The 26,188-nt window shown below is 69.1% G+C and carries 24 protein-coding genes and 1 pseudogene; 12 read left to right on the top strand and 13 right to left on the bottom strand.

All coding sequences use genetic code 11. The annotated features are described in order from the left end of the window. Positions 1-218: 218 nt before the first annotated feature. From F624_RS35710 to F624_RS0107900, 7 genes and pseudogenes are all read right to left on the bottom strand, one after another. Positions 219-1,256 (bottom strand): annotated as a pseudogene (locus tag F624_RS35710) (acyltransferase family protein); the annotation flags it as partial. Positions 1,257-1,315: 59 nt separating this feature from the next. After that, a complete protein-coding gene (locus F624_RS0107925; RefSeq protein ID WP_019573750.1) occupies positions 1,316-2,023 on the bottom strand; it encodes an ABC transporter ATP-binding protein in 708 nt (235 codons plus the stop codon). Continuing rightward, positions 2,020-2,778: an ABC transporter ATP-binding protein gene (locus F624_RS0107920; protein ID WP_019573749.1), complete on the bottom strand. Its 759-nt coding sequence runs from the start codon at positions 2,776-2,778 to the stop codon at positions 2,020-2,022. Before F624_RS0107920 ends, F624_RS0107925 begins: the two co-directional genes overlap by 4 nt. Then, positions 2,775-3,656 (bottom strand): branched-chain amino acid ABC transporter permease, encoded by an 882-nt coding sequence (locus tag F624_RS0107915; protein WP_019573748.1) that lies wholly within the window; start codon positions 3,654-3,656, stop codon positions 2,775-2,777. The genes F624_RS0107920 and F624_RS0107915 overlap by 4 nt, the downstream gene beginning before the upstream one ends. Positions 3,657-3,663: 7 nt before the next feature. Next, positions 3,664-4,539 (bottom strand): branched-chain amino acid ABC transporter permease, encoded by an 876-nt coding sequence (locus F624_RS0107910; protein ID WP_019573747.1) that lies wholly within the window; start codon positions 4,537-4,539, stop codon positions 3,664-3,666. A 103-nt stretch (positions 4,540-4,642) separates the two neighbouring features. After that, positions 4,643-5,866, bottom strand: coding sequence for an ABC transporter substrate-binding protein (locus F624_RS0107905; RefSeq protein WP_019573746.1), 1,224 nt, complete (start codon positions 5,864-5,866; stop codon positions 4,643-4,645). Between the two features lie 97 nt (positions 5,867-5,963). Continuing rightward, positions 5,964-7,196 carry a metal-dependent hydrolase family protein gene (locus F624_RS0107900; protein ID WP_019573745.1) on the bottom strand — a complete coding sequence of 411 codons (1,233 nt, stop codon included), beginning with the start codon at positions 7,194-7,196 and terminating at the stop codon, positions 5,964-5,966. Positions 7,197-7,409: 213 nt separating this feature from the next. On the opposite strand from F624_RS0107900, the gene F624_RS0107895 reads away from it, so the two are divergent. Both F624_RS0107895 and F624_RS0107890 read left to right on the top strand, forming a co-directional pair. Next, positions 7,410-8,360 carry a LysR substrate-binding domain-containing protein gene (locus tag F624_RS0107895; protein WP_019573744.1) on the top strand — a complete coding sequence of 317 codons (951 nt, stop codon included), beginning with the start codon at positions 7,410-7,412 and terminating at the stop codon, positions 8,358-8,360. 87 nt (positions 8,361-8,447) lie between these two features. Further along, positions 8,448-9,086, top strand: a complete 639-nt coding sequence (locus F624_RS0107890) for a DNA-3-methyladenine glycosylase I (RefSeq protein WP_019573743.1) — start codon at positions 8,448-8,450, stop codon at positions 9,084-9,086. Positions 9,087-9,159: 73 nt separating this feature from the next. Here F624_RS0107890 and F624_RS0107885 read toward each other — a convergent pair whose 3' ends face one another. Then, positions 9,160-9,540 carry a hypothetical protein gene (locus F624_RS0107885; protein ID WP_019573742.1) on the bottom strand — a complete coding sequence of 127 codons (381 nt, stop codon included), beginning with the start codon at positions 9,538-9,540 and terminating at the stop codon, positions 9,160-9,162. 290 nt (positions 9,541-9,830) lie between these two features. On the opposite strand from F624_RS0107885, the gene F624_RS0107880 reads away from it, so the two are divergent. Next, positions 9,831-10,694, top strand: coding sequence for a hypothetical protein (locus F624_RS0107880; RefSeq protein ID WP_019573741.1), 864 nt, complete (start codon positions 9,831-9,833; stop codon positions 10,692-10,694). A gap of 59 nt (positions 10,695-10,753) precedes the next feature. Continuing rightward, a complete protein-coding gene (locus F624_RS0107875) occupies positions 10,754-13,075 on the top strand; it encodes an ATP-dependent DNA helicase (RefSeq protein ID WP_043425748.1) in 2,322 nt (773 codons plus the stop codon). Here F624_RS0107875 and F624_RS0107870 read toward each other — a convergent pair. Beyond that, positions 13,065-13,541 carry an Lrp/AsnC family transcriptional regulator gene (locus tag F624_RS0107870; RefSeq protein WP_019573739.1) on the bottom strand — a complete coding sequence of 159 codons (477 nt, stop codon included), beginning with the start codon at positions 13,539-13,541 and terminating at the stop codon, positions 13,065-13,067. The two genes, F624_RS0107875 and F624_RS0107870, sit on opposite strands and share 11 nt — an antisense overlap. Positions 13,542-13,670: 129 nt before the next feature. Between F624_RS0107870 and F624_RS0107865 the strand changes: the two genes are divergently transcribed. From F624_RS0107865 to F624_RS0107855, 3 genes are all read left to right on the top strand, one after another. After that, positions 13,671-14,279 (top strand): glutathione S-transferase family protein, encoded by a 609-nt coding sequence (locus F624_RS0107865; protein WP_031254469.1) that lies wholly within the window; start codon positions 13,671-13,673, stop codon positions 14,277-14,279. Positions 14,280-14,353: 74 nt separating this feature from the next. Then, the gene (locus tag F624_RS0107860; RefSeq protein WP_019573737.1) at positions 14,354-15,934 is read left to right on the top strand and encodes a bifunctional aminoglycoside phosphotransferase/ATP-binding protein; all 1,581 of its coding nucleotides are present in this window, start codon (positions 14,354-14,356) and stop codon (positions 15,932-15,934) included. A 31-nt stretch (positions 15,935-15,965) separates the two neighbouring features. Continuing rightward, a complete protein-coding gene (locus F624_RS0107855; RefSeq protein ID WP_019573736.1) occupies positions 15,966-16,358 on the top strand; it encodes a hypothetical protein in 393 nt (130 codons plus the stop codon). Between the two features lie 30 nt (positions 16,359-16,388). Here F624_RS0107855 and F624_RS0107850 read toward each other — a convergent pair whose 3' ends face one another. Next, positions 16,389-17,687 carry an MATE family efflux transporter gene (locus F624_RS0107850; protein WP_019573735.1) on the bottom strand — a complete coding sequence of 433 codons (1,299 nt, stop codon included), beginning with the start codon at positions 17,685-17,687 and terminating at the stop codon, positions 16,389-16,391. Between the two features lie 297 nt (positions 17,688-17,984). On the opposite strand from F624_RS0107850, the gene F624_RS0107845 reads away from it, so the two are divergent. The 5 genes from F624_RS0107845 to F624_RS0107825 all read left to right on the top strand — a co-directional run bounded on the left by F624_RS0107845 (position 17,985) and on the right by F624_RS0107825 (position 23,456). Continuing rightward, complete coding sequence (locus F624_RS0107845; RefSeq protein WP_019573734.1) at positions 17,985-19,547, top strand: RNB domain-containing ribonuclease; 1,563 nt, start codon at positions 17,985-17,987, stop codon at positions 19,545-19,547. Between the two features lie 52 nt (positions 19,548-19,599). Further along, positions 19,600-19,956, top strand: a complete 357-nt coding sequence (locus F624_RS0107840) for a zinc ribbon domain-containing protein YjdM (RefSeq protein WP_019573733.1) — start codon at positions 19,600-19,602, stop codon at positions 19,954-19,956. A gap of 39 nt (positions 19,957-19,995) precedes the next feature. Next, positions 19,996-21,108 carry a 3-deoxy-7-phosphoheptulonate synthase gene (locus tag F624_RS0107835; RefSeq protein WP_019573732.1) on the top strand — a complete coding sequence of 371 codons (1,113 nt, stop codon included), beginning with the start codon at positions 19,996-19,998 and terminating at the stop codon, positions 21,106-21,108. Between the two features lie 141 nt (positions 21,109-21,249). Then, on the top strand, positions 21,250-22,725 hold the full coding sequence (locus F624_RS0107830; protein WP_019573731.1) for a sensor domain-containing diguanylate cyclase: 1,476 nt from the start codon (positions 21,250-21,252) through the stop codon (positions 22,723-22,725). Positions 22,726-22,835: 110 nt separating this feature from the next. Next, on the top strand, positions 22,836-23,456 hold the full coding sequence (locus F624_RS0107825) for a 3'-5' exonuclease (RefSeq protein WP_019573730.1): 621 nt from the start codon (positions 22,836-22,838) through the stop codon (positions 23,454-23,456). 24 nt (positions 23,457-23,480) lie between these two features. Here F624_RS0107825 and F624_RS0107820 read toward each other — a convergent pair whose 3' ends face one another. The 3 genes from F624_RS0107820 to F624_RS0107810 form a co-directional block, all read right to left on the bottom strand. Beyond that, a complete protein-coding gene (locus F624_RS0107820; protein WP_019573729.1) occupies positions 23,481-24,461 on the bottom strand; it encodes a Bug family tripartite tricarboxylate transporter substrate binding protein in 981 nt (326 codons plus the stop codon). Between the two features lie 88 nt (positions 24,462-24,549). Then, positions 24,550-25,287, bottom strand: a complete 738-nt coding sequence (locus F624_RS0107815) for an SDR family NAD(P)-dependent oxidoreductase (protein ID WP_019573728.1) — start codon at positions 25,285-25,287, stop codon at positions 24,550-24,552. Between the two features lie 13 nt (positions 25,288-25,300). Beyond that, entirely contained in the window at positions 25,301-26,146 is an 846-nt protein-coding gene (locus F624_RS0107810; protein WP_019573727.1) for an ureidoglycolate lyase, read from the bottom strand. Between the last annotated feature and the right edge of the window lie 42 nt (positions 26,147-26,188).

Below are 26,188 nucleotides of genomic sequence, written 5' to 3'. Positions count from 1 at the left end.
ACGTAGGGCATCTGACTGCCGGCGTACCAGTCCACCGCATGACGCGCCACCGTGCTCAGGCTGAGGTCGTTGCGGTGACGAAACAGGGTGTCGCTGAGCTGGTAGCCCAACAGAGGGAACAGCGCGAAGATCAGAATGCGGGCCCAGGCCGGGCGGGCTTCAAGTCGGGCGTTGTGGCGCAGCGGAAGCTCCAGCCAGTGGAACGAGGCCAGCGCCAGCAGCATCGTCAGCAAGGCCCCGACAGCCAGCGTGAGCGCACTGTCCAGACCCACCGTCCAGCGCAGCAACACGCAGACCGGCCAGTGCCACAGGTAGATCGAATACGAGCGCTTGCCCAGCCACACCGGCACGGTGCTGCCCAAAGCCCGATCACTGAGGCGCCCTTGCGCCGTGGCACCGGCCTGGATGACCAGCGCAGCACCCAGCACCGCCAGGCCATTCCACACCCAGGCGTCTGGCCCGGGCCGGGCCCCCACCAGGGCCACCGCCAGGCCCAGCAAACCCAGCCAGGGCAGACCGGCACTCAGCGACGCCCCAGGGGTGGTGCGGGCCGGCTTCGGTGGCCAGGTCTGGTGCGCAAAGCGCAACACCATGCCCACGGCCAACTCCCAGAAACGGCAGGCAATGAAGTAGAACGCCACGTCGGGTTGGCGGCTGCTTTGCAGCACGAAGTAGGCCAGCGAGGCCACGCACAACACACCGGCGGCACCCAGCGCCAACAGGCGGGCACGGGCAGCACCCTGCTACCCCCAGCGCATGAAGGCATAGATCAGCAGCGGCGCCAGCAGGTAGAACTGCTCCTCGACGCCCAACGACCAGGTGTGGGTGTAGGGGTTGAACTCGGCGCGCGGTGCAAAGTAGGTGTCGGCATTCGACTGCATCACCCAGTTGCTCAGGCCCAGGTAGGCGTACAGGCCGGTCTTGTCACTGAGCTCGCTGAGCCAGGACTGCGGCACCAGCAAGGTCGCGCCCAGGGCGCTGGCCAGCAGCACCGCGCACAGCGCCGGCAGGATGCGCGCAAAGCGCTTGGCATAGAACTCGCCGATCAGGCGCCAGAAGCCCAGGCCACGCTGGCCCAACAACGAGCCGGTCACCACATAGCCCGAGATCACAAAGAACACATCCACGCCCAGAAAGCCGCCCGGCAGGGCGCTGGCGCGCAGGTGGAACACCAGGACGGCCAGCACGGCAACGGCCCGCAGACCGTCGATGTCAGGGCGGTAGGAGGCGTTGGGGCGGATCGAGGGTTCTGACATGGCGGGGGGCATTCACTTTCAGCAGGCGAGAAAGTGTAACGAGCCGCCTGCCAGGCCCCTCAATGGCTCCCCAGGTACAGTTGCGCCATGCGCTCGTCACCGAGCAGCTCGTGGGCCGGACCGTCCAGCACGCAGCGGCCCTGGTCCAGGATGTAGCCCTGCTGGCTGATCTGCAGCGCCTGGCGGGCGCGCTGCTCGACCATGAGCACGGCCACGCCGGCGGCGGGCAGTTTCTGCACCATGTCGAACACCTTGCCCACCAGGGAGGGCGCCAGGGCGGCCGTGGGTTCATCCAGCACCATGATGCGGGGTGAGGGCATCAGGGCGCGGGCGAAGGCCAGCTGCTGGCGCTCGCCGCCGGACAGGTTGCTGGCGGGCTGGGCCAGGCGCTCGACCAGGGCCGGGAAATCGGCCAGCACCTCGTCCATGCGGCGCTTGAGGTGGGGCACACCGCGCACCACCTGCAGGTTCTCGCGCACGGTGAGCGAGGCAAACACATTGGCCACCTGGGGCACATAGGCCAGGCCGGCGTCAAAGCGGTCTTCGGCGCCGAGCCGGGTGATGGAGCGCCCGTCCAGCACGATCTCGCCCTGCACGCGGGGCAGCAGGCCCAGCAAGGCTTTCACCAGGGTCGATTTGCCGGCGCCATTGGTGCCGGCGATGGTGACAATTTGGCCTGCGGCCACGCTCAGGTCGATGCCCTGGATGATGTCGACCTCCGAGTAGCCGCCGCGCAGAGCGCGGATGTCCAGCAGGTTCGCGCTCATGCCACACCTCCCATGTAGGCTTCCTGCACGCGCGGGTCGTCCAGCACGGTGTGCGGGTCGCCCTCGGCGAGGATGCTGCCGCGGTCCATCACGATCATGCGCTGCGACAGGGCCTTGAGCGCCTGCAGGTGGTGCTCGATGACGATGAAGGCGATGCCTCGGGCATGGAGCTCACGCACGCGCTCGCAGATCTCGTCGATCAGCACCGGGTTGACGCCGGCAAAGGGTTCGTCAAGCAGGATGCAGCGCGGGTCAAGCATCAGCACGCGGCCCAGCTCGACCAGCTTTTTCTGGCCGCCAGACAGGCCGCCGGCCAGCTTGTCGCGCACCCGCGTCAGGTTGAGGAACTGCAGGATGCCATCGGCCTTGGCCACCAGTTGCTCCTCGTGCTCGCGCAGGCTGCGGGTGCGCACAAAGGCATTGAGCAGGCGTTCGCCCTGGGGGTTGGCGGCGGCGGCCAGCAGGTTCTGGTGCACGCTCAGGCTCTTGAACTCGCGCGGCACCTGAAAGGTCCGCACCAGGCCCAGGCGGGCCCGGCGGTAGGGCGGCAGGCGGGTGATGTCGTGGCCATCAAAGCGGATGCGCCCGGCGTCCGCCGGTTGCTGGCCCGCAATGGCCGCGAACAGCGTGCTCTTGCCCGCCCCGTTGGTACCGGCGATGCCCAGGATCTCGCGCTCGGCCAGTTGCAGGGACACGCCATCGACGGCCTTGAAGCCCCCGAACTGCCGGGTCACGGTTTCGACGCTCAGCATCATTGGCTTTTTCCTCCCCCCCACAGGCCGTGGGGGCGGTACAAGGTGATCAGGATCAGCGCCAGGCCCACAGCGGCCAGGCGCAGGCTGGCCATGCCCACTTCGGACACGCCGGGCACCCAGTCCTTGGCAAAGCGCGAGCCTTCGAGAAACACCATCAGCAGCAGCGAGCCGAAGATGGCGCCGCGCACCGAGCCGGCGCCGCCCATGATCAGACCCATCCACACATAGAAGGTGATCAGCGGGATGAACTGCTCGGGCGTGATGAAGGTGATGAAGTGGGCATAGAAGGCCCCCGCCAGACCGGCCAGTGCTGCCCCCAGCATGAACACCTGCACCTTGAAGCGGGCCGGGTCCTTGCCCAGGGCCGACAGGGCGGCCTCGTCGTCGCCGATGGCCTTGAGCAGGCGGCCGAAGGGGCTGCCGGTGAGTCGCACCGTGCCCCAGGCCACCACGGCCACGGCGCCCAGCAGCACCGCGAAGATCGCGGCATCCGACACCGGGCCCCAGCTGGCGAACAGCTTGGGCAGGCCAGGCAGGCCTTGCACGCCCTGGGTCAGCCAGCTTTCCTGCTGGATGGTGATGCGAACCGCCTCGGAAAAGCCCAGCGTCACGATGGCCAGGTAGTCGTCGCGCAGGCGCAGCGACAGCAGCCCGATGGGCAGCGCCAGCAGGGCGGCCAGCACGGCCGCGGCGGCAAAGCTCAGCGGCAGGGGCACGCCTTGCAGCGACAACAGACCCGAGGTGTAGGCGCCCACGGCAAAGAAGGCCACCACCCCGAAGTTGACCAGCCCGGTCAGGCCGAACTGCAGGTTCAGCCCCAGGGCCAGCAGGCAATAGATCAGGGCCACGATGCCGATGGCCAGAAGATAAGCGGTCATGGCGTCCTCACCTCACCAGCTGCACCCGGCCCATCAAGCCGGCCGGCCGCAGCAACAACACACCCGCCAGCACGGCAAAGGCCAGCACCAGCTTGTAAGACGGGCCCAGCAAGGGCACGGCCAGCTCCTGCACCACGCCCAGCAGCAAGGCCCCCAATACGGCGCCCACCGGGCTGCCGATGCCGCCCAGCACCATGGCGGCAAAGGCGGGGATCAGGCTCTCCCAGCCCATGTCGGGGGTGACCACGGCCTTCATGCCCAGCAGCACGCCACCCACCGCCGACAGGGCGCCCACCAGCAGCCACAGGCTGATCATCAGCCCCCCGGCCCGGATGCCGCTGGCGCGGGCCAGATCGGCGCTGTCGGCCACGGCACGCAACTGGCGACCGAAGCTGGTGCGGTAGATCAGCACGAACACCCCGGCCAGGCAGGCCGCCGCCAGCGCGGCGATCACCAGGTCGGTGGGCAGCAGGCGCACGCCGCCGAAGTTCCAGGCCCGCACCAGGGGCAGGTCGAAGGTGCGCTGGTCGTGGCCGGCAAAGAACGAGATCAGGCTGCGCAGCAAGAAGCCCAGCCCGATGGCCGCCAGCATCGAGGCCACCATGGGGCGCCCGGCCAGCTTTCGGAAGATCAGCCGGTAGGCCCCGGCCGACACCCCGGCGGTGATCACCGCCCCCAGCAGGGCCGCCGCCCACAGCGGCCAGCCCAGCAGCCACTGCACGGCCACGGCGGCGTAGGCCCCGGTGGTGAGCAGGTCGCCGCTGGCCGCATTGGGAAAGCGGTTGACCCCCATCACCAGGGTCATGGCCAGGGCGGGCAGGGCCACCACCAGGCCTTCGATCAAGCCATTGATCAACAGGTTTGCGAATTCGATCCAGGTCATCAAGTCATCTCATGGGTCATGCCCGTTGGGCCCACCACCAGGGTGGGGCCAGCTGCCCTGCGGGCCGGTGCCGGGTCAGGCGCCCGGCCGGCCCGCCGGACCGTCAGGTGGCGCTGATGGACACCACGTCGCGGCGCACCAGCTGGCCTTTTTCGATCACGTACACCCCGAAGTCGGGGGTGGCGTCGCCGAACTTGTCGAAGTCGAGCTTGCTGGAGGCGCCTTCGTAGTTCACCTTGCCCTTCTTGGCCAGCAGGGCCTTGCCTTCGGCAAAGGTGCCCACGGCCGTGCCGGGGGTGTTGCTCACATCGCGCAGGCGGGCGTTGATCTGCTCGACGCTGGCGCCGGGGCCCGCGGCCTCGATGGCCAGGGCCAGGCTGATCACCATGTCGTAGGCCATGGCGGCGTAGATGTTGGTCGAGGCGGGTTTGCCGCCGGCCTTCTGGAACAGCGCATCGAAATGCGCATAGGCGGTGCTCTTCTCATTGGACACGGTGTCCACCGAGATGATGCCCTCGCACACCTCGGCCCCGAGGGCCTTGACCAGATCGGGGTTGGCGGCCCAGCCGGGGATGACCCATTTGTTGTCGGCACCGGCCTGGAACCATTCGCGCAGCAGGATGGTGGTGTCGGGCAGGTACGAGCCGGTCACGATCACATCGGGCTTGGCCGCCAGGATCTTCTGCAGCTCGCTGCGGTAGCTGGGGCGGTTGGGTTCGTAGGTGACATGGGCCACCACCTGGCCGCCGCGCTGCTTCCAGACCTTGGTGAAGCCCTCGGTGTTGCCCAGGCCCGAGGCGTTGTTGAAGGCCATGGTGGCCGGGCGCTTGAAGCCGCGCTTGGCGCAGATCTCGGCAAAGGCCGCGCCGAAGCGGTCGTTGGTGGCCTGGAAGCGCCACACCAGGTCCTTGGTGTCGAGGGTGGAGATGGCGGGGGCGCCCGAGACATTCATCTCGATCAGGCCGGCCGCCTCGGTCAAGGGCATCACCGCCAGGGTCACGCCCGAGGCCCAGGTGCCGAGCACGGCCTGCACCTTGTTCACCTCGATCAGCTTCTTGGCCGCGAGCACGGCGGCATCGGGCTTGGTCTGGTCGTCTTCGGTGAACAGCTCCAGCTTGCGGCCACCGGCGCCGCCCGCGGCGTTGACCTCGTCCACCGCCAGGCGGATGGCCTGCTGCATGCCCGGGCCATAGGGGCTGCCGGCCCCGGTGATGGGGGTGAGCGAGCCGATGCGGAAGGCCTCACCCTGCTGGGCAAAGCCGAGGCGGGGCAGGCACGACAGGGCGGCAGCCAGGCCGGAGAGCTGGACGAGTTGGCGACGTTGCATGAGGGTTCTCCAAGAGGGGGGGGTGAGGGGGTGGCGAAAAGAGGGAGAAAAAACGGAGAAAAGGCGAAGAAAGGGGGGGCGGCTGGCTTGTTGTGCGTCAGAGCGTGTTCTTGTGCAGCAGCCCGTCCTTGAGGATGGCGCGGATGTGTTCGCCCTGGTTCAGCAGGCAGCGGATGTCGCTCAGGGGGTTGCCGTCCACCAGCAGCAGATCGGCGATGGCACCGGCTGTGACCTCGCCCAACTGGCCGCTCTGGCCCAGGATCTCGGCGCCGATCAGGGTGGCCTGCTGCAGCACCGGGCCGTTGCCCAGGATCTCGGCGCGCAGGCGCAGTTCGTCCGATTGCAGCGGGTGGGTCTCGCCCAGCAGATCGCTGCCCAGGCCCATCTTCACCCCGGCGCGCGCCAGGATCTCGATGGCCTGGCGGCCCTGGCCGCGCACCGACTCGATCTTGGCGATCGAGGCCGCCGGCAGCCCGTAACGCTCGCCGTCGCTGGCCAGGCCTTCGTAGGTGATCAGGGTGGGCACCATGTAGGCGCCCAGCTCGGCCATCAGCTCGGCGGTGGGGGCGTCCACCAGGTTGCCGTGCTCGATGGTGCGCACGCCGCAGCGCACGGCGCGGGCGATGGCGCGCGGCGTGTAGGCATGGGCCATCACGTAGGTGTTGGCGTTGCCGGCTTCTTCGACGATGGCGCGCAGCTCGGCTTCGGAGTAGCCCAGGTTGCCGATCGGGTCGTTGGGCGAGGCCACGCCGCCCGAGGCCATCACCTTGATCTGGCTGGCCCCCTTGAGAATCTCTTCACGCACGGCCAGGCGGCAGGCATCCACGCCGTCCACCACGCGCCCGATGTTGCCCAGCTTGTAGGCGCACGAGCAGGCGTCCAGATCGTCATTGCGGGGCCGGAAGTCGGCGTGGCCACCGGTCTGCGACAGCGCCTTGCCCGAGGTGAACAGGCGCGGGCCCGGCACCAGGCCGGTGCGCACCGCTTCGGCCAGCGACCAGTCGGCGCCCCCCGCATCGCGCACCGAGGTGAAGCCGCGCTCGAGCATGGCCTTCATGATGGGCAGCGCACGCAGCATCACGAACACATTGGGCTGGCGGGCCACCCCGCCCAGGTTGAACGACGAGGCCACCGTGTGCACATGGCAGTCGATCAGGCCGGGCATCAGCGTCATGCCCCGGGCATCCAGGGTGGTGCAGCCAGCAGGCACGCTGAGGTCGGGGCCCACGGCGGCGATGCGCCCGTCCGAGACCAGCACCGAGAGGCCGCTGCGCAGCGTGAGGGCATGCACATCCAGAACATGGCTGTTGACGATCAGCAAGTGGGTCATGGGCGTTCAGAAAATCCGTTGGACACTACAAATTACTCATGGCTTCAGACACGGGGCCAGGGCCTTGAGCTTGGGCAGCCAGCAGGGGTTTCAGGGGTTTTCCCTGGGTAAACCCACCGCCGGTGCTCAAACATGTTGCATTTATCGGGCCAATCGGGTCTGGCTGCAATGCCTAAAATCTCACCACTCCATGACCATTACTCATAGGCTGCGATGCGAAGACTCTGCCCCACCATCTCGGAACTGAACGCCTTCCATGCCGCCGCCAAGCACCAGGCCTTCACCATGGCGGCCAAGGACCTGTGCGTGACGCAAAGCGCCATCAGCCGCCACATCGCCTCGCTGGAGGACTACCTGGGCCAGAAACTGTTCATGCGCAAAAGCGCCGGGCTGGAGCTGACCGAGGCCGGTGCCACCTACCTCAACGCCACCCGCCCGGCCATGGCCGCACTCGAATCGGCCACGGCCCAGCTGATGTCCTATGGCGGCAATGGCGGGGCCCTGAACCTGTCGGTGCCGCCCACGTTTGCCGCGCAGTGGCTGTTTCCGCGCCTGGGCCACTTCAAGCGCACCCTGCCCCAGGTCACGCTGAACTTCGTGCGCTACCAGCATGCCCACGACTTTGCCGTGCCGCACGAATTCGATGCCGCCATCCAGTTCGGCTACGGCAACTGGCCCAGCGCCAACGCGCGCTACCTGATCGGCCAGGAAACCAGCCTCGTATGCAGCCCGCAAGTGCGCGACAGCCTGGCGCTGCGCAGCCCGCAAGACCTGCAGCGCGCCACACTGCTGCAGCACATCGAGGTGCCGCTGGCCTGGCACGACTGGCTGCAGGCGCACCAGTGCGACACCTCGGGCAGCCGCTTCGGGCCGGGCTTCAACCTGTATTCGCTGATCATCCGCGCCGCGGTGTCGGGCTTTGGCGTGGCCATCGTGCCCACCTGCCTGGTGGAGGACGAACTGCAGGCCGGCAGCCTGGTGGAGCCCCTGGGCGACCGCTACCAGAGCCCCCTGGGCTACTACCTGTGCGCCCCCAGCGCACGCGCCAACCTGTCGGCCTACAAGCTGGTCAGCGCCTGGCTGGAGCACTGCTGCAGCCACGCCGAGGCCGCCAGCGCCGAAGCACCGCGCGACTGCATCTTCTGCAAGACGGCGCAGAGTTGAGACCTGCGTGCAGGGCGGGGTGCCCCAGCCGGTTGGCCTGTTTATACTGTGATTATTCACAGCCCCAAAACCATCACACCCATCGCCATGCCCGACCTCAGCCCCGCCCCTGCCGGCCTGTTCAAGGACGACCACCAGACCCTGCGTTGCGTGTGGTGCCGCGCCACCCCCGAGTACCAGCGCTACCACGACACTGAGTGGGGCTTTCCGGTGCATGACGACACCCGGTTGTTCGAAAAGATCTGCCTGGAGGGCTTTCAGGCCGGGCTGAGCTGGCTGACCATCCTGAACAAGCGCGAGGGCTTTCGCCAGGCTTTCGAGGGCTTTGACATCGACCGCGTGGCCGCCCTGGGCGAGGCCGACATCGCCCGCCTGCTGCTCAACCCGGGCATCGTGCGGCATCGCGGCAAGATCGCCTCCACCCTCAACAACGCCCGCCGGGCCCAGGCGCTGCGCGACGAGTTCGGCAGCCTGGCGGCCTACTTCTGGCGCTTCGAGCCCCCCGCCGGCAGCCGCCCCGAGACCATCACCTCGCTGAGCCTGCAAGGCCTGACCACCTCGGCCGAATCGGTGGCCCTGTCCAAAGACCTGAAGAAGCGCGGCTGGAGTTTTGTCGGCCCCACCACCATGTACGCCTTCATGCAGGCCATGGGCCTGGTCAACGACCACCTGGAGGGCTGCCACGCGCGTCCGCAGGCCCTGGCCCGGCGCGCCGCCCTCGGCTGAGCCGGCGCAGACGACAAAAAGGCGGGCCCGAGGGCCCGCCTTTTCGGAGGGGTGCAAGGTGAAGTTGCCGGGCTCAGCGCAGCACCGGGAACACTTTCGACTTGGAGTCCACCGACACGGCCGAATCCTTGGCGGCCTTGACGGCTTCGGCATCCACCTCGGCACGGTCGCGGCTGTTGGTCAGGGCCGGAGCCACCTTGGATTTGGAATCGACCGACACGGCCGAATCGCGGGCCGCCTTGATGGCTTCAGCCTCAACCTCGGCGCGGGTGCGGGTGCTGTTCATCACGGGCGCCACCTTGGACTTGGAATCGACCGACACGGCCGAATCTTTGGCGGCCTTGACCGCCTCGGCTTCGACTTCGGCGCGGCTGCGCACATCGGCCTGGGCCGACACGCTGGCCACGGCGGCCAGGGCTGCAAACAAGAGGGCGGTGAGTTGGGTGGGCTTCATGGTGTCAGGTTCTCGCGGTCAGTGGCGTTGGAAGATCAAACTGGGCCGGCCTTGGGCTTGGCCCCGAATGACGCGACTGTAGACAAGCAATCACCACAACAAAACATCTGGATATTCAAATAAGAATTTCAATTTCAACAACAATCCTGCCATCAGGATGTCATGGAGAGCCGGGTGGGCCCATGCGCCGCCGGGTCAGGCTCTGCCACCCATGGTCGGCGCGCGATACTGTATATAAAATCAGCCATCGCCTGCCGACCCGCACGACGCCGCACCCCATGACGGATCCCATGACGGAACTGACCCTGACCCGCTTTCACCGCACCCGCCTGATGCAGATCTGGCGCTCGGCCGGCTGGCCGAGCAAGGACGGGCTGGAGATCGACCTGCTGGCCGCCGGCCTGGTATCGATGCAGACCAGCCCCGAGGGCCATGAATGCCTGCGCCTGACCGAAGCCGGCATCCAGACCCTGGCGCAGGCGCGCCAGCGCAGCCTGCGGGCCCTGAGCGCGCACGACCGCCTGGCACAACGCTTTGCCGAGCACCTGATGGCCACCGGCCGCATCGTGTGGCGCGAGCTCTCGCTGCGCGCCGCCATCGACCCACCCGGCCAGCCCCCAGCCCCGGAGCCACCGCTGCAGGAGGCCCCGCCCGAAACGGAACCCGCCTCTGCAGCGCCCGCCAGCGCGCTGCCATCGCTCTGGCCTGACGAAGCCCCGCCCGCACCGGCCCCGGTGCCGCATGTGTGGCGCATGGCCCGGCCCGACCTGTTTTCGGTGCGCAACACCTCGGTCGAGGCCTACCTGCAGCCCATGGTGCATGAGATCAAGTTCAGCCGCGCCGACCTGCTGTCCGACCTGCGCCACAGCGCCAAGCGCCAGGCCTACCAGTGGCTGAGCGAAGCCTGCTACTACGTGTTTCCGGCCGGGGTGGCGCGGCCCAACGAGATCCCCGAGCACCTGGGCATCTGGGTGCTGCACGGCAACCTGGCCGACGGCCAGTTCGAGATGCTGCGCGCCGCCCGCCACACGCGCTGCACGCTGCCCTTTCCGGTGTGGCTGGCCCTGTCCAAGGCCACCCCGCTGCGCCGCGAAGGCGACGAGCTGCAGACCCGCCTGGGCGAAGACCCGAGCCAGAGCCAGGAACTGGTGTGAACGCCGACACGGCCCCGGTGCAGCCCCAGGCAAAGGCACAAGCCGAGGCAGAAACGCCCATGGTCTACACCGTGGCCGTGCGCGAACTGTGCGAGTTCACCGCCAAGCAAGGCGACCTCGACCTGCGCTTCACCCCCGCCCCCAGCGCGCTGGAGGGCATGGCCGGCCACGCCCTGGTGGCGCGCCGGCGTGGCCCGGCCTACCAGGCCGAACTCAGCCTCAGCGGCGTGTACCTGGGGCAGCTGCGGGTGCGTGGCCGTGCCGATGGCTTTGACGCCGAACTCGGCCGGCTCGACGAGGTCAAGACCCACAAGGGCTCGCTGGAGCGGCAAAACCCCGCCCAGCGCCTGTTGCACTGGGCGCAAGCCCTGGTCTACGGCTGGCTGCTGTGCCAGCAGCAGGGCCGGGACCAGCTCGAACTGGCCCTGGTCTACCTGGACGTAGGCACCGAGCAAGAGACGGTGTTCACCCGGCACTGCAGCGCCACTGAACTGCAGGCCCATTTCGAGACCCAGTGCGCCCGCTTTCTGGCCTGGGCCCAGGCGCAACAGGCGCATCGCCAAGCCCGCGACGCGGCCCTGCAGGCGCTGGTCTTTCCGCACCCCGATTTCCGCACCGGCCAGCGCCCCCTGGCCGAGGCGGTGTACAAGGCTGCGCGCAGCGGGCGCTGCCTGCTGGCGCAGGCGCCCACCGGCATCGGCAAGACGGTGGGCACGCTGTTCCCGCTGCTCAAGGCCGCGCCCGGGCAGCAGCTCGACAAGCTGTTCTTCCTGAGCGCCAAGACCTCGGGCCGGCCGCTGGCCCTGGCCGCGTTGCGGCGCCTGGCGGGCCCCCCGGGCTGGCCGCTGCGGGTGCTCGAGCTGGTGGCCCGCGACAAGGCCTGCGAACACCCCGACCGCGCCTGCCACGGCGAGTCCTGCCCACTGGCCCAGGGCTTTTACGACCGCCTGCCCGCAGCGCGCAGCGCGGCCCTGGGCGGCAACCCCCACCCCGACGGCAGCGCACCCGTCGACCCGGCCCCACTCGACCAGGCCCGCCTTCGCGCCGTGGCCCTGCAGCACCAGGTCTGCCCCTACTACCTGGGCCAGGAACTGGCGCGCTGGGCCGATGTGGTGGTGGGCGACTACCACCACTACTTCGATGGCGGGGGGCTGCTGCACGGCCTGACCCAGGCCAACGACTGGCGCGTGGCCCTGCTGGTGGACGAGGCCCACAACCTGCTGGAGCGCGCCCGCAGCATGTACAGCGTGGCGCTGCGCCCCGAGCACCTGGCCCGGGCGCGCCAGAGCCCCACCGCTCAGCAGGCGCAGCCCGTGCGCCAGGCGCTGGCCCGGGTGGGCCGTGCCTGGGTGGCGCACGACAAGGCCCAGAGCCCGCACTACCAGGTGCACGAGCAGTTTCCGCCCAAGCTGCTGGCCGCACTGCAGCAGGCCCTCAGCACACTGGCCGAGCACCAGGCCGAACACCCCACCGACAACGACCCGGCCCTGCTCGACTTCCAGTTCGAAGCCCTGCAACTGGGGCGCCTGCTGGAGCAGTTCGGCCCGCATTCGATGGTGGATGTCAGCCCTGGCCCGGGCGCTGGCCCGGCCACCGCCCCGGTACCCGGGCAATCGGTGCTGTGCCTGCGCAACCTGGTGCCGGCGCACTTTCTGCGCGCCCGTTTCGCCAGCGCCCACAGCTGCACCCTGTTCTCGGCCACGCTGCAGCCCATGCACTACCACGCCGACCTGCTGGGCCTGCCCGACAACACGGCCTGCATCGAGGTCGAGTCGCCCTTCCAGGCGGCCCAGTTGCAGGTGCACACCGCGCACGACCTGTCCACCCGTTTCCAGCACCGCGCCCAATCGCTGGACCCGCTGGTGGACCGGATGGCCGCGCAGTACCAGGCCCGACCCGGCAACTACCTGGCCTTTTTCAGCAGCCATGACTACCTGCAGCAGGCCGCAGCGCGCCTGGCCCAACGCCACCCCGAGCTGCCTTGCTGGAGCCAGTCGCGCGGCATGAGCGAAGCCGAGCAACAGGGCTTTCTGGCGCGCTTCCAGGACGAGGGCCAGGGCATCGGTTTCGCGGTGCTGGGCGGGGCCTTTGCCGAGGGCATCGACCTGCCGGGCCGGCGCCTGATCGGCGCCTTTGTGGCCACCCTGGGCCTGCCCCAGCTCAACCCGGTCAATGAAGAGATCCGCCGCCGGCTGCAGGCCCAGTTCGGTGCTGGCTACGACTACACCTACCTCTACCCCGGCTTGCAGAAAGTGGTGCAGGCCGCCGGGCGGGTGATCCGCGGCCCAGGCGACGAGGGCGTGATCCACCTGCTGGACGACCGCTTTGCCCGGCCCGAGGTGCGCCGCCTGCTGCCGGCCTGGTGGGGCCTCAAGGACTGAGCCCGCCATGGCCGCCGTGGCGGCGCGCCGCCTGCACCGTCACCACCTTGCGCACCGGGCTCGACAACACCAGCGAGGTGGTGACGCTGCCATGGGCGGCGAGGGTGTCCACCACCCGCTGCAGGTCGGCAGGCTCGGCGATGGCGCAGCGCACGATGAAGCAGTCTTCGCCGGTCACGCGATCGGCCTCCAGCACCTCGTCCATCGACTCGAACAAGGCCACGTACCGGGCGATGAAGGCGTGTGTGGTCTCGATGCGGATGATGGCCTGCAGCCCCACGCCCAGGGCCCGCAGATTGACCCGGGCGCCGTAGCCCTCGATGACACCGGCGTCTTCGAGCTTGCGCACGCGCTCGCTCATGGCAGGCTGCGACAGCCCGATGCGCTTGCCCAGCGCGGCCAGGCTCTGGCGCGCGTCACGTTGCAGGGCTTGCAGGATCTGAAGGTCTTTCGGGTCTAGTTTCATGCACGCTTTCAGGTGGGCCCGGCGCCACCGATGAAGCATCGGTGCCAGGGCTTGATTTCCGATGCCTGCCCATTCCGGGGCCGGCGACTGCGGCCTATCGTCAGCATCTTTACGCCACAGGACTTGATGATGCAATTGATTGGCATGCTGGATTCGCCCTATGTTCGCCGCGTCGCGGTATCGATGCACTGGCTGGGCCTGCCCTTTGAACACCGGCCGGTGTCGGTGTTCAGGCAGTACGCCGAATTCTCGGCCATCAACCCGGTGGTCAAGGCCCCCACCCTGGTGTGTGACGACGGCACGGTGCTGATGGAGTCGGGGCTGATTCTGGAGTACCTCGAATCGCTCGCCAACACCCGCCTGTGGCCCGCCCCGGGTGCGGCCCGGCTGCAGGCCCTGCGCGCCACCGGGCTGGCCCTGGCCGCCTGCGAAAAAACGGTGCAGATCGTCTACGAGCTGCAGCTGCGCCCGCCCGAGAAGCAACACGCCCCCTGGCTGGAGCGGGTGCGCGGCCAGGCCGAGGCCGCCTTCGATGCGCTCGAGACCGAACTGGCCCGCACCCCCTGGCCCCGGCAAGCCCAACGCCTGACCCAGGCCGGCGTGAGTGCCGCCGTGGCCTGGTCGTTTGCGCAAAGAATGCTGCCCGGGCAGCTGAGCGCGGCACGCTGCCCCCACCTGGCCAGCTTCACCGACTGGGCCGAAACCCTGGACGTGTTCACCCGGGCGCCCATGGACTGAGCCGACGCTGGCCCACCCGGCCTGCTTGCCCCAGGTCAAGCCAACCACGGCGCGGTGCGGCACACTGGGGCCCCATGAACCCCAGCAGCCCCCCTGGCCAACCCAGCCCCCCCGGCGCGGACGCCGTGCTGATCCATGCCCTGCAAGCCCTGTTGCAAGCCCAATCACAGGCCAGCACGGGCCAGCCCGTGCGCCTGATCGAAACCCACATCTCCTGGGTGCTGCTGGCCGGCGAGCAGGCCTACAAACTCAAAAAGCCGGTGCGGCTGCCCTTTGTGGACTTCAGCACCCTGGCGCTGCGCCGCCACTTTTGCGAAGAGGAACAGCGCCTGAACCAGCGCCTGGCGCCGCAGCTGTACCTGGGCGTGCAGGCCATCACCGGCACCCCCGAAGCCCCAGCGCTGGGGGGCCAGGGCCCGGCCATCGAGTACGCGGTGAGCATGCGCCGCTTTGCCCCGGGGGCCCTGCTCAGCGAGCGGCTGGCCGCCGGGGTGCTGGGTGCCGAAGAGCTGCAGGGGCTGGCGCAGCGTGTGGGCCAGTTCCATCAGCAGGCGGCCGTGGCCCACCCCGGGCAGGGCTGGGGCCAGCCACAGCAGATCGAGCAGGCCGCCCTGAAGGTGCTGGCGCAACTGCAGGCCGCCCTGGGCGAGGCCCCCGTGGCAGCGCTGCGGCGATGGATGCAGGCACAAGCGCTGGTGCTGGCGCCGGTCTGGCAGACCCGGCTGGAACAGGGCTGGGTGCGCGAAGGCCATGGCGACCTGCACCTGAACAACTGCGTGCTGACCGAGGAGGGCGCCACCGGCTTCGACTGCATCGAGTTCGACCCGGCCCTGCGCTGGATCGATGTGATGAGCGACCTGGGCTTTCTGACCATGGACCTGCACGCCCATGGCCGCCCCGACCTGGCGGCGGGCGTGCTGGACCACTACCTGCAACAGACCGGCGACTGTGGCGGCCTGGCCGTGCTGCGCTTCTACGAGGTCTACCGCGCCCTGGTGCGCGCCCTGGTGACCACGCTGAGCCCGCCCCAGCCGGGCGCCCCCGACTACCTGGCCTGCGCACACGCCCTGAGCCTGGGCCCACCCGGCGGGCCACGCCTGCTGATCACGCTGGGCCTGTCGGGCTCGGGCAAATCCACGGTGGCCGCCCAGTTGCTGCAAGCCACCGGGGCGGTGCGCCTGCGCTCGGATGTGGAGCGCAAGCGCCTGTTCGGCCTGCAGGCGCTGCAGCGCTCCGAGGCCCTGGGCCTGTCGCTGTACACGCCCGAGGCCACACGGCGCACCTTTGACCGCCTGCATGAGCAGGCCGCCACGGCCCTGCGGGCGGGTTGGCCGGTGGTGGTGGATGCCGCCTTTTTGCGGCGCGGCGAGCGCGACCGCTTCCAGGCCCTGGCCCGGTCGCTGGGCCTGCCTTTCGGCGTGCTGCATTGCCACTGCGACCCGGCCTTGATGCGCTCGCGCATCGAGGCCCGGCAGGCCCGCGGCGACGATGCCTCGGAGGCCACGCCCGAGGTGCTGCAAAGCCAGCTCAAAGGCCCCGGTGGGCCCGAAGCCGACGAACTGCCCTGGGTGCTGTCGGTGGACACCACCGAGCCCCTGGGCCCGGCCGACATCGCCGCCCTGGCGCGCCGCTGGCAGGGCCAGCGCAGCCCCTGACACCCCCAGCCTCTCAGGCGAGAATGCCGCCATGGAATTCCTGTTCGAGTTGCTGTTTGAACTGTTCGGCGAGGTCTTGCTGCAGGTGTTGGGCGAGCTGCTGGCCGAATGGGGCCTGCACCTGACACGCCCCGCCGAGCGCCGTCGCCCACCGCACCCCCTGTTCACCCTGCTGGGCTATGCCTTGCTGGGCCTGGGGGTCGGCGCCTTGAGTCTGCTGTGGCTGCCGCACTCGCTGCTGCCGAGCAAGGGCCTGCGCCTGGCCAACCTGGTGCTGTCGCCCTTGCTGTCGGGCGCGGTGCTGGCGTGGATCGGCCACTGGCGTGCCCAACACGGCTCGCCGGTGCCGGTGCGCAACCGCTTCATGCAGGGGCTGGTGTTCGCCTTTGCCATGGCGGCGGTGCGCTATGGGGCCACGCTGTGAGGCCTTGACGTCTGCGAGGACCGAGGCCTGTCACACCAGCTTGCGGATCGGGCGGCGCCGCCATACCAGCCGGTAGTACAGGCTCTGCAGCAGCAGCATGGCCATGAAGGCCACCGGGTAGGCCACCCACACGCCTTCGATACCGATGTGGCGGCTCATCAGCACGGCCACCGGCACCTCGACCCCCAGGATGCAGAAGATCGAGATGGCCGTGGGCGCGAGCACCGACCCGCTGGCCCGCATCACGCCGGACAGCACGCTGGCCATGCCGAAGATCACGCTGCTCCACAGCATGATGTGCAACAGGTTCTGGGCCAGCTCCAGCACCGGAGCGCTGGTGATGAAGAACCCGATCACGGGGCGCGAGAACAGGTAGGCCACGGTGACCAGCGCCCCGGTGAGCACCAGGTTCATCAAGAGCCCGGTGCGCGCGATGTCGCCCAGGCGCTCGCTGCGCCCGGCGCCAATCGCCTGGGCACCCAGGATGGAGGCGGTGATGGCGATCGAGATGGCCGGGAACTGCACATAGGCCACGATCTGGTTCACCGCACCGTAGGCCGCCGTGGCGTCGGAGCCAAAGCCGTTGACCAGCGACAGCAAGGCCAGCTCGGCCAGCGAGATGACGATCATCTGCAAGCCCGTGGGCACGCCGATGCGCAGCACCGTGGCCAGCAGCCGGGGCTCGATGCGCAGGTGGCGCAGCAAGGTGGCATCGGGTGCCAGCGGGTGCAGGCGCCGGCGCAGGTGCCAGCCCAGCCACAGCAGCGCACAGGCGGTGGACAGCACCGAGGCCAGGGCGCCACTGGCCACGCCCATGCGGGGCAGGCCCGCCCAGCCCAGGATGAAGGCCGGCGTGAACACCAGGCCCAGCACGGTGGACAGCACCAGGGCCTTGAGGGGCGTGACGGTGTCGCTGACGCCGCGCAGCATGGCGGTGGACAGCAGGAACAGGAACATCAGCGGCATGTTGAGCAGCACGATGCGCGCATAGGCCGTGGCCTCGTCCAGGATGTTGGCCGGCGTGCCCAGGGCCCGCATCAGCGCCGGGGTGAAGCTGCCCCCCACCAGCGCCACCACCAGGCCCAGCAACAAGGCCACGCACAGTGCCGTGCCGGCCACGGCCTTGACCCGCCCGGTGTCGCGGGCGCCCCAGGCCTGCCCGATCAGCACCGACGAGCCCGCGCCCAGGCCGATGATGAAGGACACGCAGAAAAAGGCCACCGGAAAGAAGCCCGACACCGCCGCCATGGCCTGCACGCCCAGGATCTGGCCGATGTAGATGTTGTTGATGGTGCCCGACAGCGCCTGCAGGATGTTGCTCAGCAACATGGGTCCGAGAAAGCCCAGGAACACCTGCCACAAGGGCTTGGCGGGGCCCGGTGCCCGCCCGCCCGGATGGCGTGGCACGGCGGGGGCGGTGGAGGGGGCGGAGGCGGAAGCGCTAAGGTGTGTGGTCATGTGCGGACAGGTCAAGGACGGCCGCCAGGATAGGCACCGCTTGGAGCCCAAAACTCTAACAGCCCGGGCCGATGCGCCGCTGTCGCCGCCCGCACAGCCTGGCCGCGCGCTTGCTGCAAAATGAGCCGTCTCCCTTTTTGCCCGGGCCTGCCCCGGCCTCCGTGCCCCATGTCTGCTCCCTCCGCCCACCGGCCCGGCCGCTACGCCGACCTGCAACGCATCGCCACCGCCAGCATGACCGAACGGGGCCTGCAGCCCGAGTTCTCACCCGCCGTGCAGCGCCAGGTTGACGCGATCCGGCAGGCCCCGGCGGCGCCCGATGAGTCCTTGCCCGATCTGCGCGCCTTGCTGTGGTGCTCGATCGACAACGACGATTCGCGTGACCTGGACCAGCTCACCGTGGCCGAGGCCCTGCCCGACGGCGCCACCCACGTGTGGGTGGCGATTGCCGATGTGGACAGCGTGGTGCCCAAGGGCTCGGCCATCGACGAACACGCCTGCTTCAACACCACCTCGGTCTACACCTCGGCGCGGGTTTTCACGATGCTGCCCGAGGCGCTGAGCTACGACCTGACCTCGCTGAACCCCGCAGTGGACCGGCTGGCCGTGGTGACCGAGATGGTGATCCATGCCGACGCCAGCCTGCACAGCGTGCGCCTGTACCGCGCCCGGGTGCACAACCAGGCCCAACTGGCCTACGACGCGGTGGCCGCCTGGCTCGAGGGGCAGGGCCCGCTGCCCGAGGCCGCCGCCCGGGTGAGCGGCATGGAGCAGCAACTGCGTCTGCAGGACCAGGTGGCCCAGACCCTGCGCCGCGCCCGCCATGCCCAGGGCTCGCTGGCGCTGGAGACCTTCCAGCCCCGGGCCGTGTTCGACGCGGGGCAACTGGTGGGCATCGAGCAGCAGGTGCAGAACCGCGCACGCCAGTTGATCGAAGAGCTGATGATCGCCACCAACACCTGCACGGCCCACTTTCTGGCGCGCCACAGCGGGCGCTCGCTGCGCCGGGTGGTGCGTTCGCCCGAACGCTGGATGCGCATCATGGAAGTGGCGGCCCAGTACGGCGAGACCTTGCCGGGCAGCCCCGACTCGCGTGCGCTCGAGGCCTTTCTGGCGCGCCGCCACACGGCCGACCCGCTGCGCTTTCCCGATCTGTCGCTGGTCATCGTGAAGCTGATGGGCTCGGGCGAGTATGTGGTGGAACAGGCAGGCCAGCGCCCGCTGGGCCACTTCGGGCTGGCGCTGCGCGACTACACCCACTCCACCGCGCCGAACCGCCGCTTTCCGGACCTGATCACCCAGCGCATGGTGAAAGCCGCCCTGGCCCACCAGCCCATGCCCTACAGCGACGCCGAGCTGCAGGCCCTGGCCCAGCACTGCACGCGGCAGGAAGACGCCTCGCGCAAGGTGGAGCGCAAGCTGCGCAAGTGCGAGGCGGCGCTGTACCTGGAGCGCTTCGTGGGCCAATCGTTCGACGCGCTGGTGACCGGCGCCGAAGCCTCGGCCACCTGGGTGCGGCTGCTGTCGCCCCCGGTGGAGGGGCGCCTGATCGGGCGGCTGCCCCCGCTGCGCGTGGGCCAGTTGCTGCGCGTGGAGCTCAAACACACCGATGTGGAGCGCGGGTTCATCGACTTTGCGCTGCTGGAAACCGAGCACCCCGCAACGGCCACCAGCCGCTCCGATACTCGGTCTCACAACCGGCCCCACACCCCGCCTCACCCCAGGCATTGAGGCCGGGGGCCTAAACTATCGGGCTTTCATTGCTTCCCCGGACCGCCCCACCATGAGTACCACCCCGCCCGCCTGCCCCCAATGCGGGCTTGAAAACACCTACGCCGACGGCGACCAGTTCATCTGCCCCGATTGCGCCTTCGAGTGGCCGGCCCAGGCCGAAGCCAGCGACGAAGACCAGCCTGCGGGCGACGGCGTGATCCGTGACGCCAACGGCCAGCCCCTGGCCGACGGCGACGCCGTGCTGCTGATCAAGGACCTGAAGGTCAAGGGCAGCTCCACCGTGCTGAAGAAGGGCACCAAGGTCAAGAGCATCCGCCTGGTGCACGACAACGGCGACCACGACGTGGACTGCAAGACCGACCAGGGCCAGTTCATGCTGAAGTCGGTCTTCCTCAAGAAGGCCTGAGCCCAGCCCTGCCTCTGACAACCCCACATCGCCCCGACCATGACTGCCCACGTTCGCGCCTCGGCCGCCTCGCCCGACCACACCCACGACACCACCCGCATCGACGACACCCGCATCCGCGCGGTGCGCCCGCTGATCACGCCCGCCTTGCTGCAGGAGTGGCTGCCCACGCCGGCCTCGGCCCAGGCGCTGGTGGAGCACAGCCGCAGCGCCATCTCACGCGTGCTGCACGGTGCGGACGATCGCCTGGTGGTGGTGGTGGGCCCGTGCTCCATCCACGACCACGCGCAGGCCATGGAGTACGCCCGCCAGCTCAAGCAGCAGGCCGATGCGTTGGCCGCCGACCTGCTGATCGTGATGCGGGTGTACTTCGAGAAGCCGCGCACCACCGTGGGCTGGAAGGGCTACATCAACGACCCGCACCTGGACGGCAGCTTCGCCATCAACGAAGGGCTGGAGCTGGCGCGCCAGCTGCTGCTTGACGTGCTGGAGTTGGGCCTGCCGGTGGGCACCGAGTTCCTCGACCTGCTGAGCCCGCAGTTCATCAGCGACCTGGTGAGCTGGGGCGCGATTGGTGCGCGCACCACCGAGAGCCAGAGCCACCGCCAGCTGGCCAGCGGCCTGAGCTGCCCGGTGGGCTTCAAGAACGGCACCGATGGTGGGCTGAAGGTGGCGGCCGATGCCATCCAGGCCGCCCAGGCCGCGCACGCCTTCATGGGCATGACCAAGATGGGCCAGTCGGCCATCTTCGAGACCCGTGGCAACCAGGACTGCCACGTGATCCTGCGCGGTGGCAAGCAGCCCAACTACAGCGCCGCCGATGTGGACGCGGCCTGCGCCCTGCTCAAGTCGGCCGGCCTGCGCGAGCAGGTGATGATCGACGTGTCGCACGCCAACAGCAGCAAGCAGCACCGCCGCCAGATCGAGGTGGCCGCCGAGGTGGCCAGCCAGATCGCCGCCGGTGACACGCGCATCACCGGCCTGATGATCGAAAGCCACCTGGAAGAAGGCCGCCAGGACATCGTGCCCGGCCAGCCGCTGCAGCACGGTGTGTCGGTGACCGATGCCTGCATCAGCATGGCCCAGACGCTGCCGGTGCTGCAAGGCCTGGCTGAGGCCGTTCGAGCACGCCGCGACCGCGCCGCCCAGTGAGCCCAGTGAGCCCATGGGGCGGGCATGGGGCAACAGCCTGTGCCAACCCCTGCCACGCCTGCCACCCCGGCTTCACAGGGCTCCGCTAAACTGCCAGCACCCCCTTTTCCGAGGGCGCCACCCGCGTCCGACCCCACTGCGATGAGCCACCTGACACCCTCCGCCGCGCCCACAGATTTCGAGAGCATCTTCGAGCTGGCCCCGGTCTCCCTGTGGCTGGAGGATTTCAGCGAGCTCAAGCGCTTCTTCGACCGCCTGCGCAGCCAGGGCGTGCAGGACCTGGCGGCGCACCTGGCCCAACACCCCGAGCAGGTGGCCGAAGGGGCGGCCTGCATCCGGGTGCTGCGTGTGAACGCCAAGACCCTGAGCCTGTTCGGTGCCACCGATGCGGACCACCTGCTGGCCAACCTGGGCCAGGTGTTTCGCGACGACATGTTCCCGCAGGTGGTGGCCGAGTGGTCGCAGCTGTGGAACGGCCAGCACGAGTTCGTCAACCAGACCGTCAACTACACACTCGACGGGCGCCGCCTCGACGTGCTGGTGCGGGCCCGCATCCTGCAGGGCCACGAGGCCGATTGGGCCCGCGTGATGGTGTCGCTGGAAGACGTGACCGACACCACCCGCAACCTGCAGCGCCTGGCCAACAGCGAGCATTACGCGCGCGATCTGTTCGAGCACTCGCCGGTGTCGCTTTGGGTGGAAGACTTCAGCGCCGTCAAGCAGCTGCTGGACGAGGCACGGCGCCAGGGCATCACCGACTTCCCCACCTTCATCCGGGTGCACCCCGAGTTCGTGACCCGCTGCATGCAGGAGATCCGGGTGGTGGATGTGAACCAGCTCACGCTGGGCATGTTCGGGGCCCAATCCAAGGGCGAGCTGCTGAGCCGGCTCGACCAGCTGTTCCGCGGCGAGATGGTGGATTCCTTCTCCGACCAGCTGATCGACCTGTGGCAGAACAAGCTGGTGCAGCACCGCGAGGTGACCAACTACACGCTCAACGGCGACAAGCTGCACATCCACATGCAGTTCTCGGTGCTGGAAGGCCATGAGAACGACTGGAGCCTGGTGCTGGTGTCGCTGGTGGACATCACCGCCCGCAAGAAGGCCGAGGCCTACCTGGAGTACCTGGGCAAGCACGATGTGCTGACCCGGCTGCGCAACCGGGCCTTCTATGCCGACGAACTCAATCGCCTGGCCCGCCGCGGGCCCTGGCCGGTCAGCGTGCTGATCGTCGACCTCAACGGGCTCAAGCGCGTCAACGACGAGGAGGGCCACGCCGCGGGCGACACCATGCTGCGCCGCGCCGGCGAGGTGCTGGGCAAGGCGGTGGATGCACCGGCCTGTGCGGCGCGCATCGGGGGCGACGAATTTGCCCTGCTGCTGCCGGCATCCGATGCGCGCGCCGCTGCGGCCGTGCAGGAGCGCATCCAGTCGCTGCTCGAGATGAACAACCAGTTCTACCCGGGCCAGCCGCTGACCCTGTCGATGGGCAGCGCCACCTGCCAGGACGGCGAGTCGCTCGATGCCGCCGTGTCGCGGGCCGACCAGGCCATGTACGCGGCCAAGGCCCGCTACTACCAAAGCCAGGACTTGAATAGAAGAACAGGCCCGACCTGAACCACTTTCGGAGGCCCGCATGCCGCCAAGGCCCGCAGGCACCAGGTCGATGGCTGCTGGCTCAACAGCCCGCCCTTGCGGCAGCTTCCCAACCCCTTGTCTCACGCCCCATGTCCACCATTGCCGTCATCGACTTCGAAACCACGGGCGTCTCGCCGGAACAGGGCGCGCGTGCCACCGAGGTGGCCATCGTGCTGCTGGAGCAGGGGCGGGTGGTGGACCGTTTTCAGAGCCTGATGAATGCGGGGGTGCGCATCCCGTCCTTCATCACCCAGCTCACCGGCATCACCAACGCCATGGTGGCCGCGGCACCGCCGGCCGAGCAGGTGATGGGCGAGGCCAGCCGCTTTGTGGGCGAGGCGCCCATGGTGGCGCACAACGCGGCCTTTGACCGCAAGTTCTGGGTGGCCGAACTGGACCGCGCCGGCCTGAGCGCACCGCAGCCCTATGCCTGCACGGTGCTGCTGTCGCGCCGCCTGATCCCGCAGGCGCCCAGCCACAAGCTGGGCTCGCTGATCTCCTTCCTGGGCCTGCCGCCGGCCGGCCGGGCCCACCGGGCGCTGGCCGATGCCGAGATGGCCGCCTCGCTGCTGGCCCACCTGCAGCAGCAACTGCAAGAGCGCTGGCAACTGCAGGCCGACCACGCCTTGCTGAGCAGCCTGCAGCGCTGCAGCAAGGCCGCCGTGCCGGGCTGGCTGGCCCAGCAGCGCGAGCGCCACGCCGCCGTTTGAGGCTCTCAGATCGGGTCCAGGTCCTCAGGCCTTGGGGATGTTGAGCTTGGGCACCAGGTCTTTGTAGAAGGCCCGGTCCTTGTCGATGGCCGCCTGGAAGCTGGGCCCATCGGCATAGGCCCAGCCCAGGTTGGCCTTGAGCAGGGCGTCGCGGAACACGGCGTCGTCGGCGGCCTTGCGGGCCACCTCGGCCCAGAGATCGGCCAGCTCCTGGGGCAGGGCCTTGGGCGCCCCCAGGCCGCGCCAGACCTGCACCGACAGATCCACCCCGCGCTCCTTGAGGGTGGGCACTTTCTCGAACAGGGCCGAGCCCACGCGCTGCTCGGCCATCACGGCCAGCGTGCGCATCTTGCCGGCCGCCACATGCTGGGCCACCTCGCCCGGGCTGACGGTGAGCGCATCGACATGCCCGCCCAGCAAGGCCACGGCGGCCGGGGCCGCGCCCAGAAAAGGCACGTGGTTGAAGCTGATGCCGGTCTTGTCGCCGAGCGCGGCCGCGGCCATGTGCCAGATCGAGCCCACACCGGCGTTGCCGATGGCGATCGGGTCCTTGCGTCGGCGTGCGTCGGCCAGGAACTCGTCCACCGTCTGCCAGGGCGCATCGGCGCGCACGGTGATGGCTGCGGGGTCGGCGTTCAGGCGGGCGATGGGGCGCAGATCGGAGGCGGTGTGCTTGGTGATGCCGAGGTTGGGGATGATGGTGAGCTCGCAGATGATGATGCCCAGCTTGTAGCCGTCGGGCTTGGCATTGATGAGCTCGGCGGTGCCGATGGCCCCGCTGGCCCCGGGTTTGTTGGTCACCACCATGGGTTGTTGCGGCAGGTATTTCTTGACCGATTCGGCAAAGGCACGGCCCACCAGATCGGTGCCACCGCCGGCCGCCACGGGCACGATCAGCTCGATCGGGCGCGAGGGGTAGTCGCTGGCCGCACGGGCCGGCGAGAAGGGCGCGGCAATGCCCAGGGCACAGGTGGCGGCCAGAAAGCGGCGGCGGGGGATGGTCATGGTGTTGTCTCCTGTTGTCATGGCTGAAATCAGCGGGTGCACGTGCGCCGGGGCAGGGGGGGTTGCCCCAGGCGGAATCGGGTCCAGCTCAGTAGGTGGCGCGGCCACCCGACAGATCGAACACGGCGCCGGTGGTGAACGAGTTCTCGGCCGTCAGCAGCCAGGCCACCATGGCGGCGATCTCGTCCACCTCGACAAAGCGGCCGCGCGGGATCTTGGACAGCATGTAGTCGATGTGCTGCTGCGACATCTGCTCGAAGATGCGGGTGCGCGCCGCCGCCGGGGTGATGGCATTGACCGCGATGTCGTACTGCGCGGTCTCCTTGCCCAGGCTCTTGGTGAGGGCGATCACGCCGGCCTTGGAGGCGCTGTAGGCCGCCGCGTTGGGGTTGCCCTCTTTGCCCGCGATCGAGGCGATGTTGACGATGCGCCCGTAGTTGCGCTGGACCATGCCCGCCACCACCGCCCGGTTGACATGGAAAGCGCCGTTGAGGTTGACGTCGAGCACGCGCAGCCACTCGGCCGTGGGGTAGTCGACCACCGGGGCATTGGCCCCGGCGATGCCAGCGCTGTGCACCAGCAGGGCCACGGGGCCGCAGTGGGCCTCGGTGTCGCGCAGGGCCGCCGCGACCTGGGCCGGATCGGTGATGTCGGCCTGCACCCGGTGCACGGGCAGATCGGCCTGGGCGGCCAGCGCCGCCGCATCGGCATCCCACAGGCTGACGCGCGCGCCGCCAGCCAGCAGGCGCTGGGCCACGGCCAGGCCGATGCCCTGGGCCCCGCCGGTGATGACGGCGGTGCGGCCTTCAAAGTCGTATTGGGTCATGGTGTCGGGTCCTTCAGGCGGCGACGGTGCGTTGTTGTTGTTCACCCAAGCCTTCGATGCCCAGGCGCAGGGTCTGGCCGGGGCGCAGGTAGACGGGCTCGGGCTTGCAGCCCATGCCCACGCCGGGTGGTGTTCCGGTTGAGATCACATCGCCGGGGTACAGGGTCATGAAGCGGCTCAGGTAGGCCACCAGCTGGGGCACCTTGAAGACCATGGTGCGGGTGTTGCCGTCCTGGTAGCGCTGGCCGTCCACCTCCAGCCAAAGATGCAGCGCATGCGGGTCGGGCACCTCGTCGGCTGTGACCAGCCAGGGGCCGGTGGGGCCGAAGGTGTCGCAGCCCTTGCCCTTGTCCCAGGTGCCGCCGCGCTCCAGCTGGTAGCTGCGCTCGGACACATCGTTGACCACGCAGTAGCCGGCCACGTGGTCCATGGCCTCGGCCTCTTCGACGTAGCTGGCCACGCGCCCGATGACCACACCCAGCTCGACCTCCCAATCGGTCTTCAGCGATCCGCGCGGGATGCGCACATCGTCGTTCGGCCCCACCACGGCCGAGGTCCACTTGTTGAACACCACGGGTTCGCTGGGCACGGCCATGCCCGATTCGGCGGCGTGGTCGGCGTAGTTCAGCCCGATGCAGATGAACTTGCCGATGCGCCCCACGCAAGGGCCCAGGCGGGGCGTGCCGGCCACCATGGGCAGGCTGGCGGAGTCGATGGCGCGCAGGCGGTCGAGGGTGTGCGGGTCGAGGGTGCTGCCCTCGATGTCGGCCACATGGGCCGACAGATCCCTGAGTTGGCCGGCCGCATCCAGCAGGCCAGGTTTCTCCTGGCCCGGGGGGCCGTAGCGAAGCAGTTTCATGCCTTGTCTCCTTGTGCTGCGGGATTCTGGGAGGCGCCCGCC

It is taken from the genome of Curvibacter lanceolatus ATCC 14669 (assembly GCF_000381265.1).
GTDB classification, from domain to species: domain Bacteria; phylum Pseudomonadota; class Gammaproteobacteria; order Burkholderiales; family Burkholderiaceae_C; genus Curvibacter; species Curvibacter lanceolatus.
The sequence above is the reverse complement of the archived record's forward strand: the minus strand, read 5'-3'. Positions and strand labels throughout refer to the sequence as shown.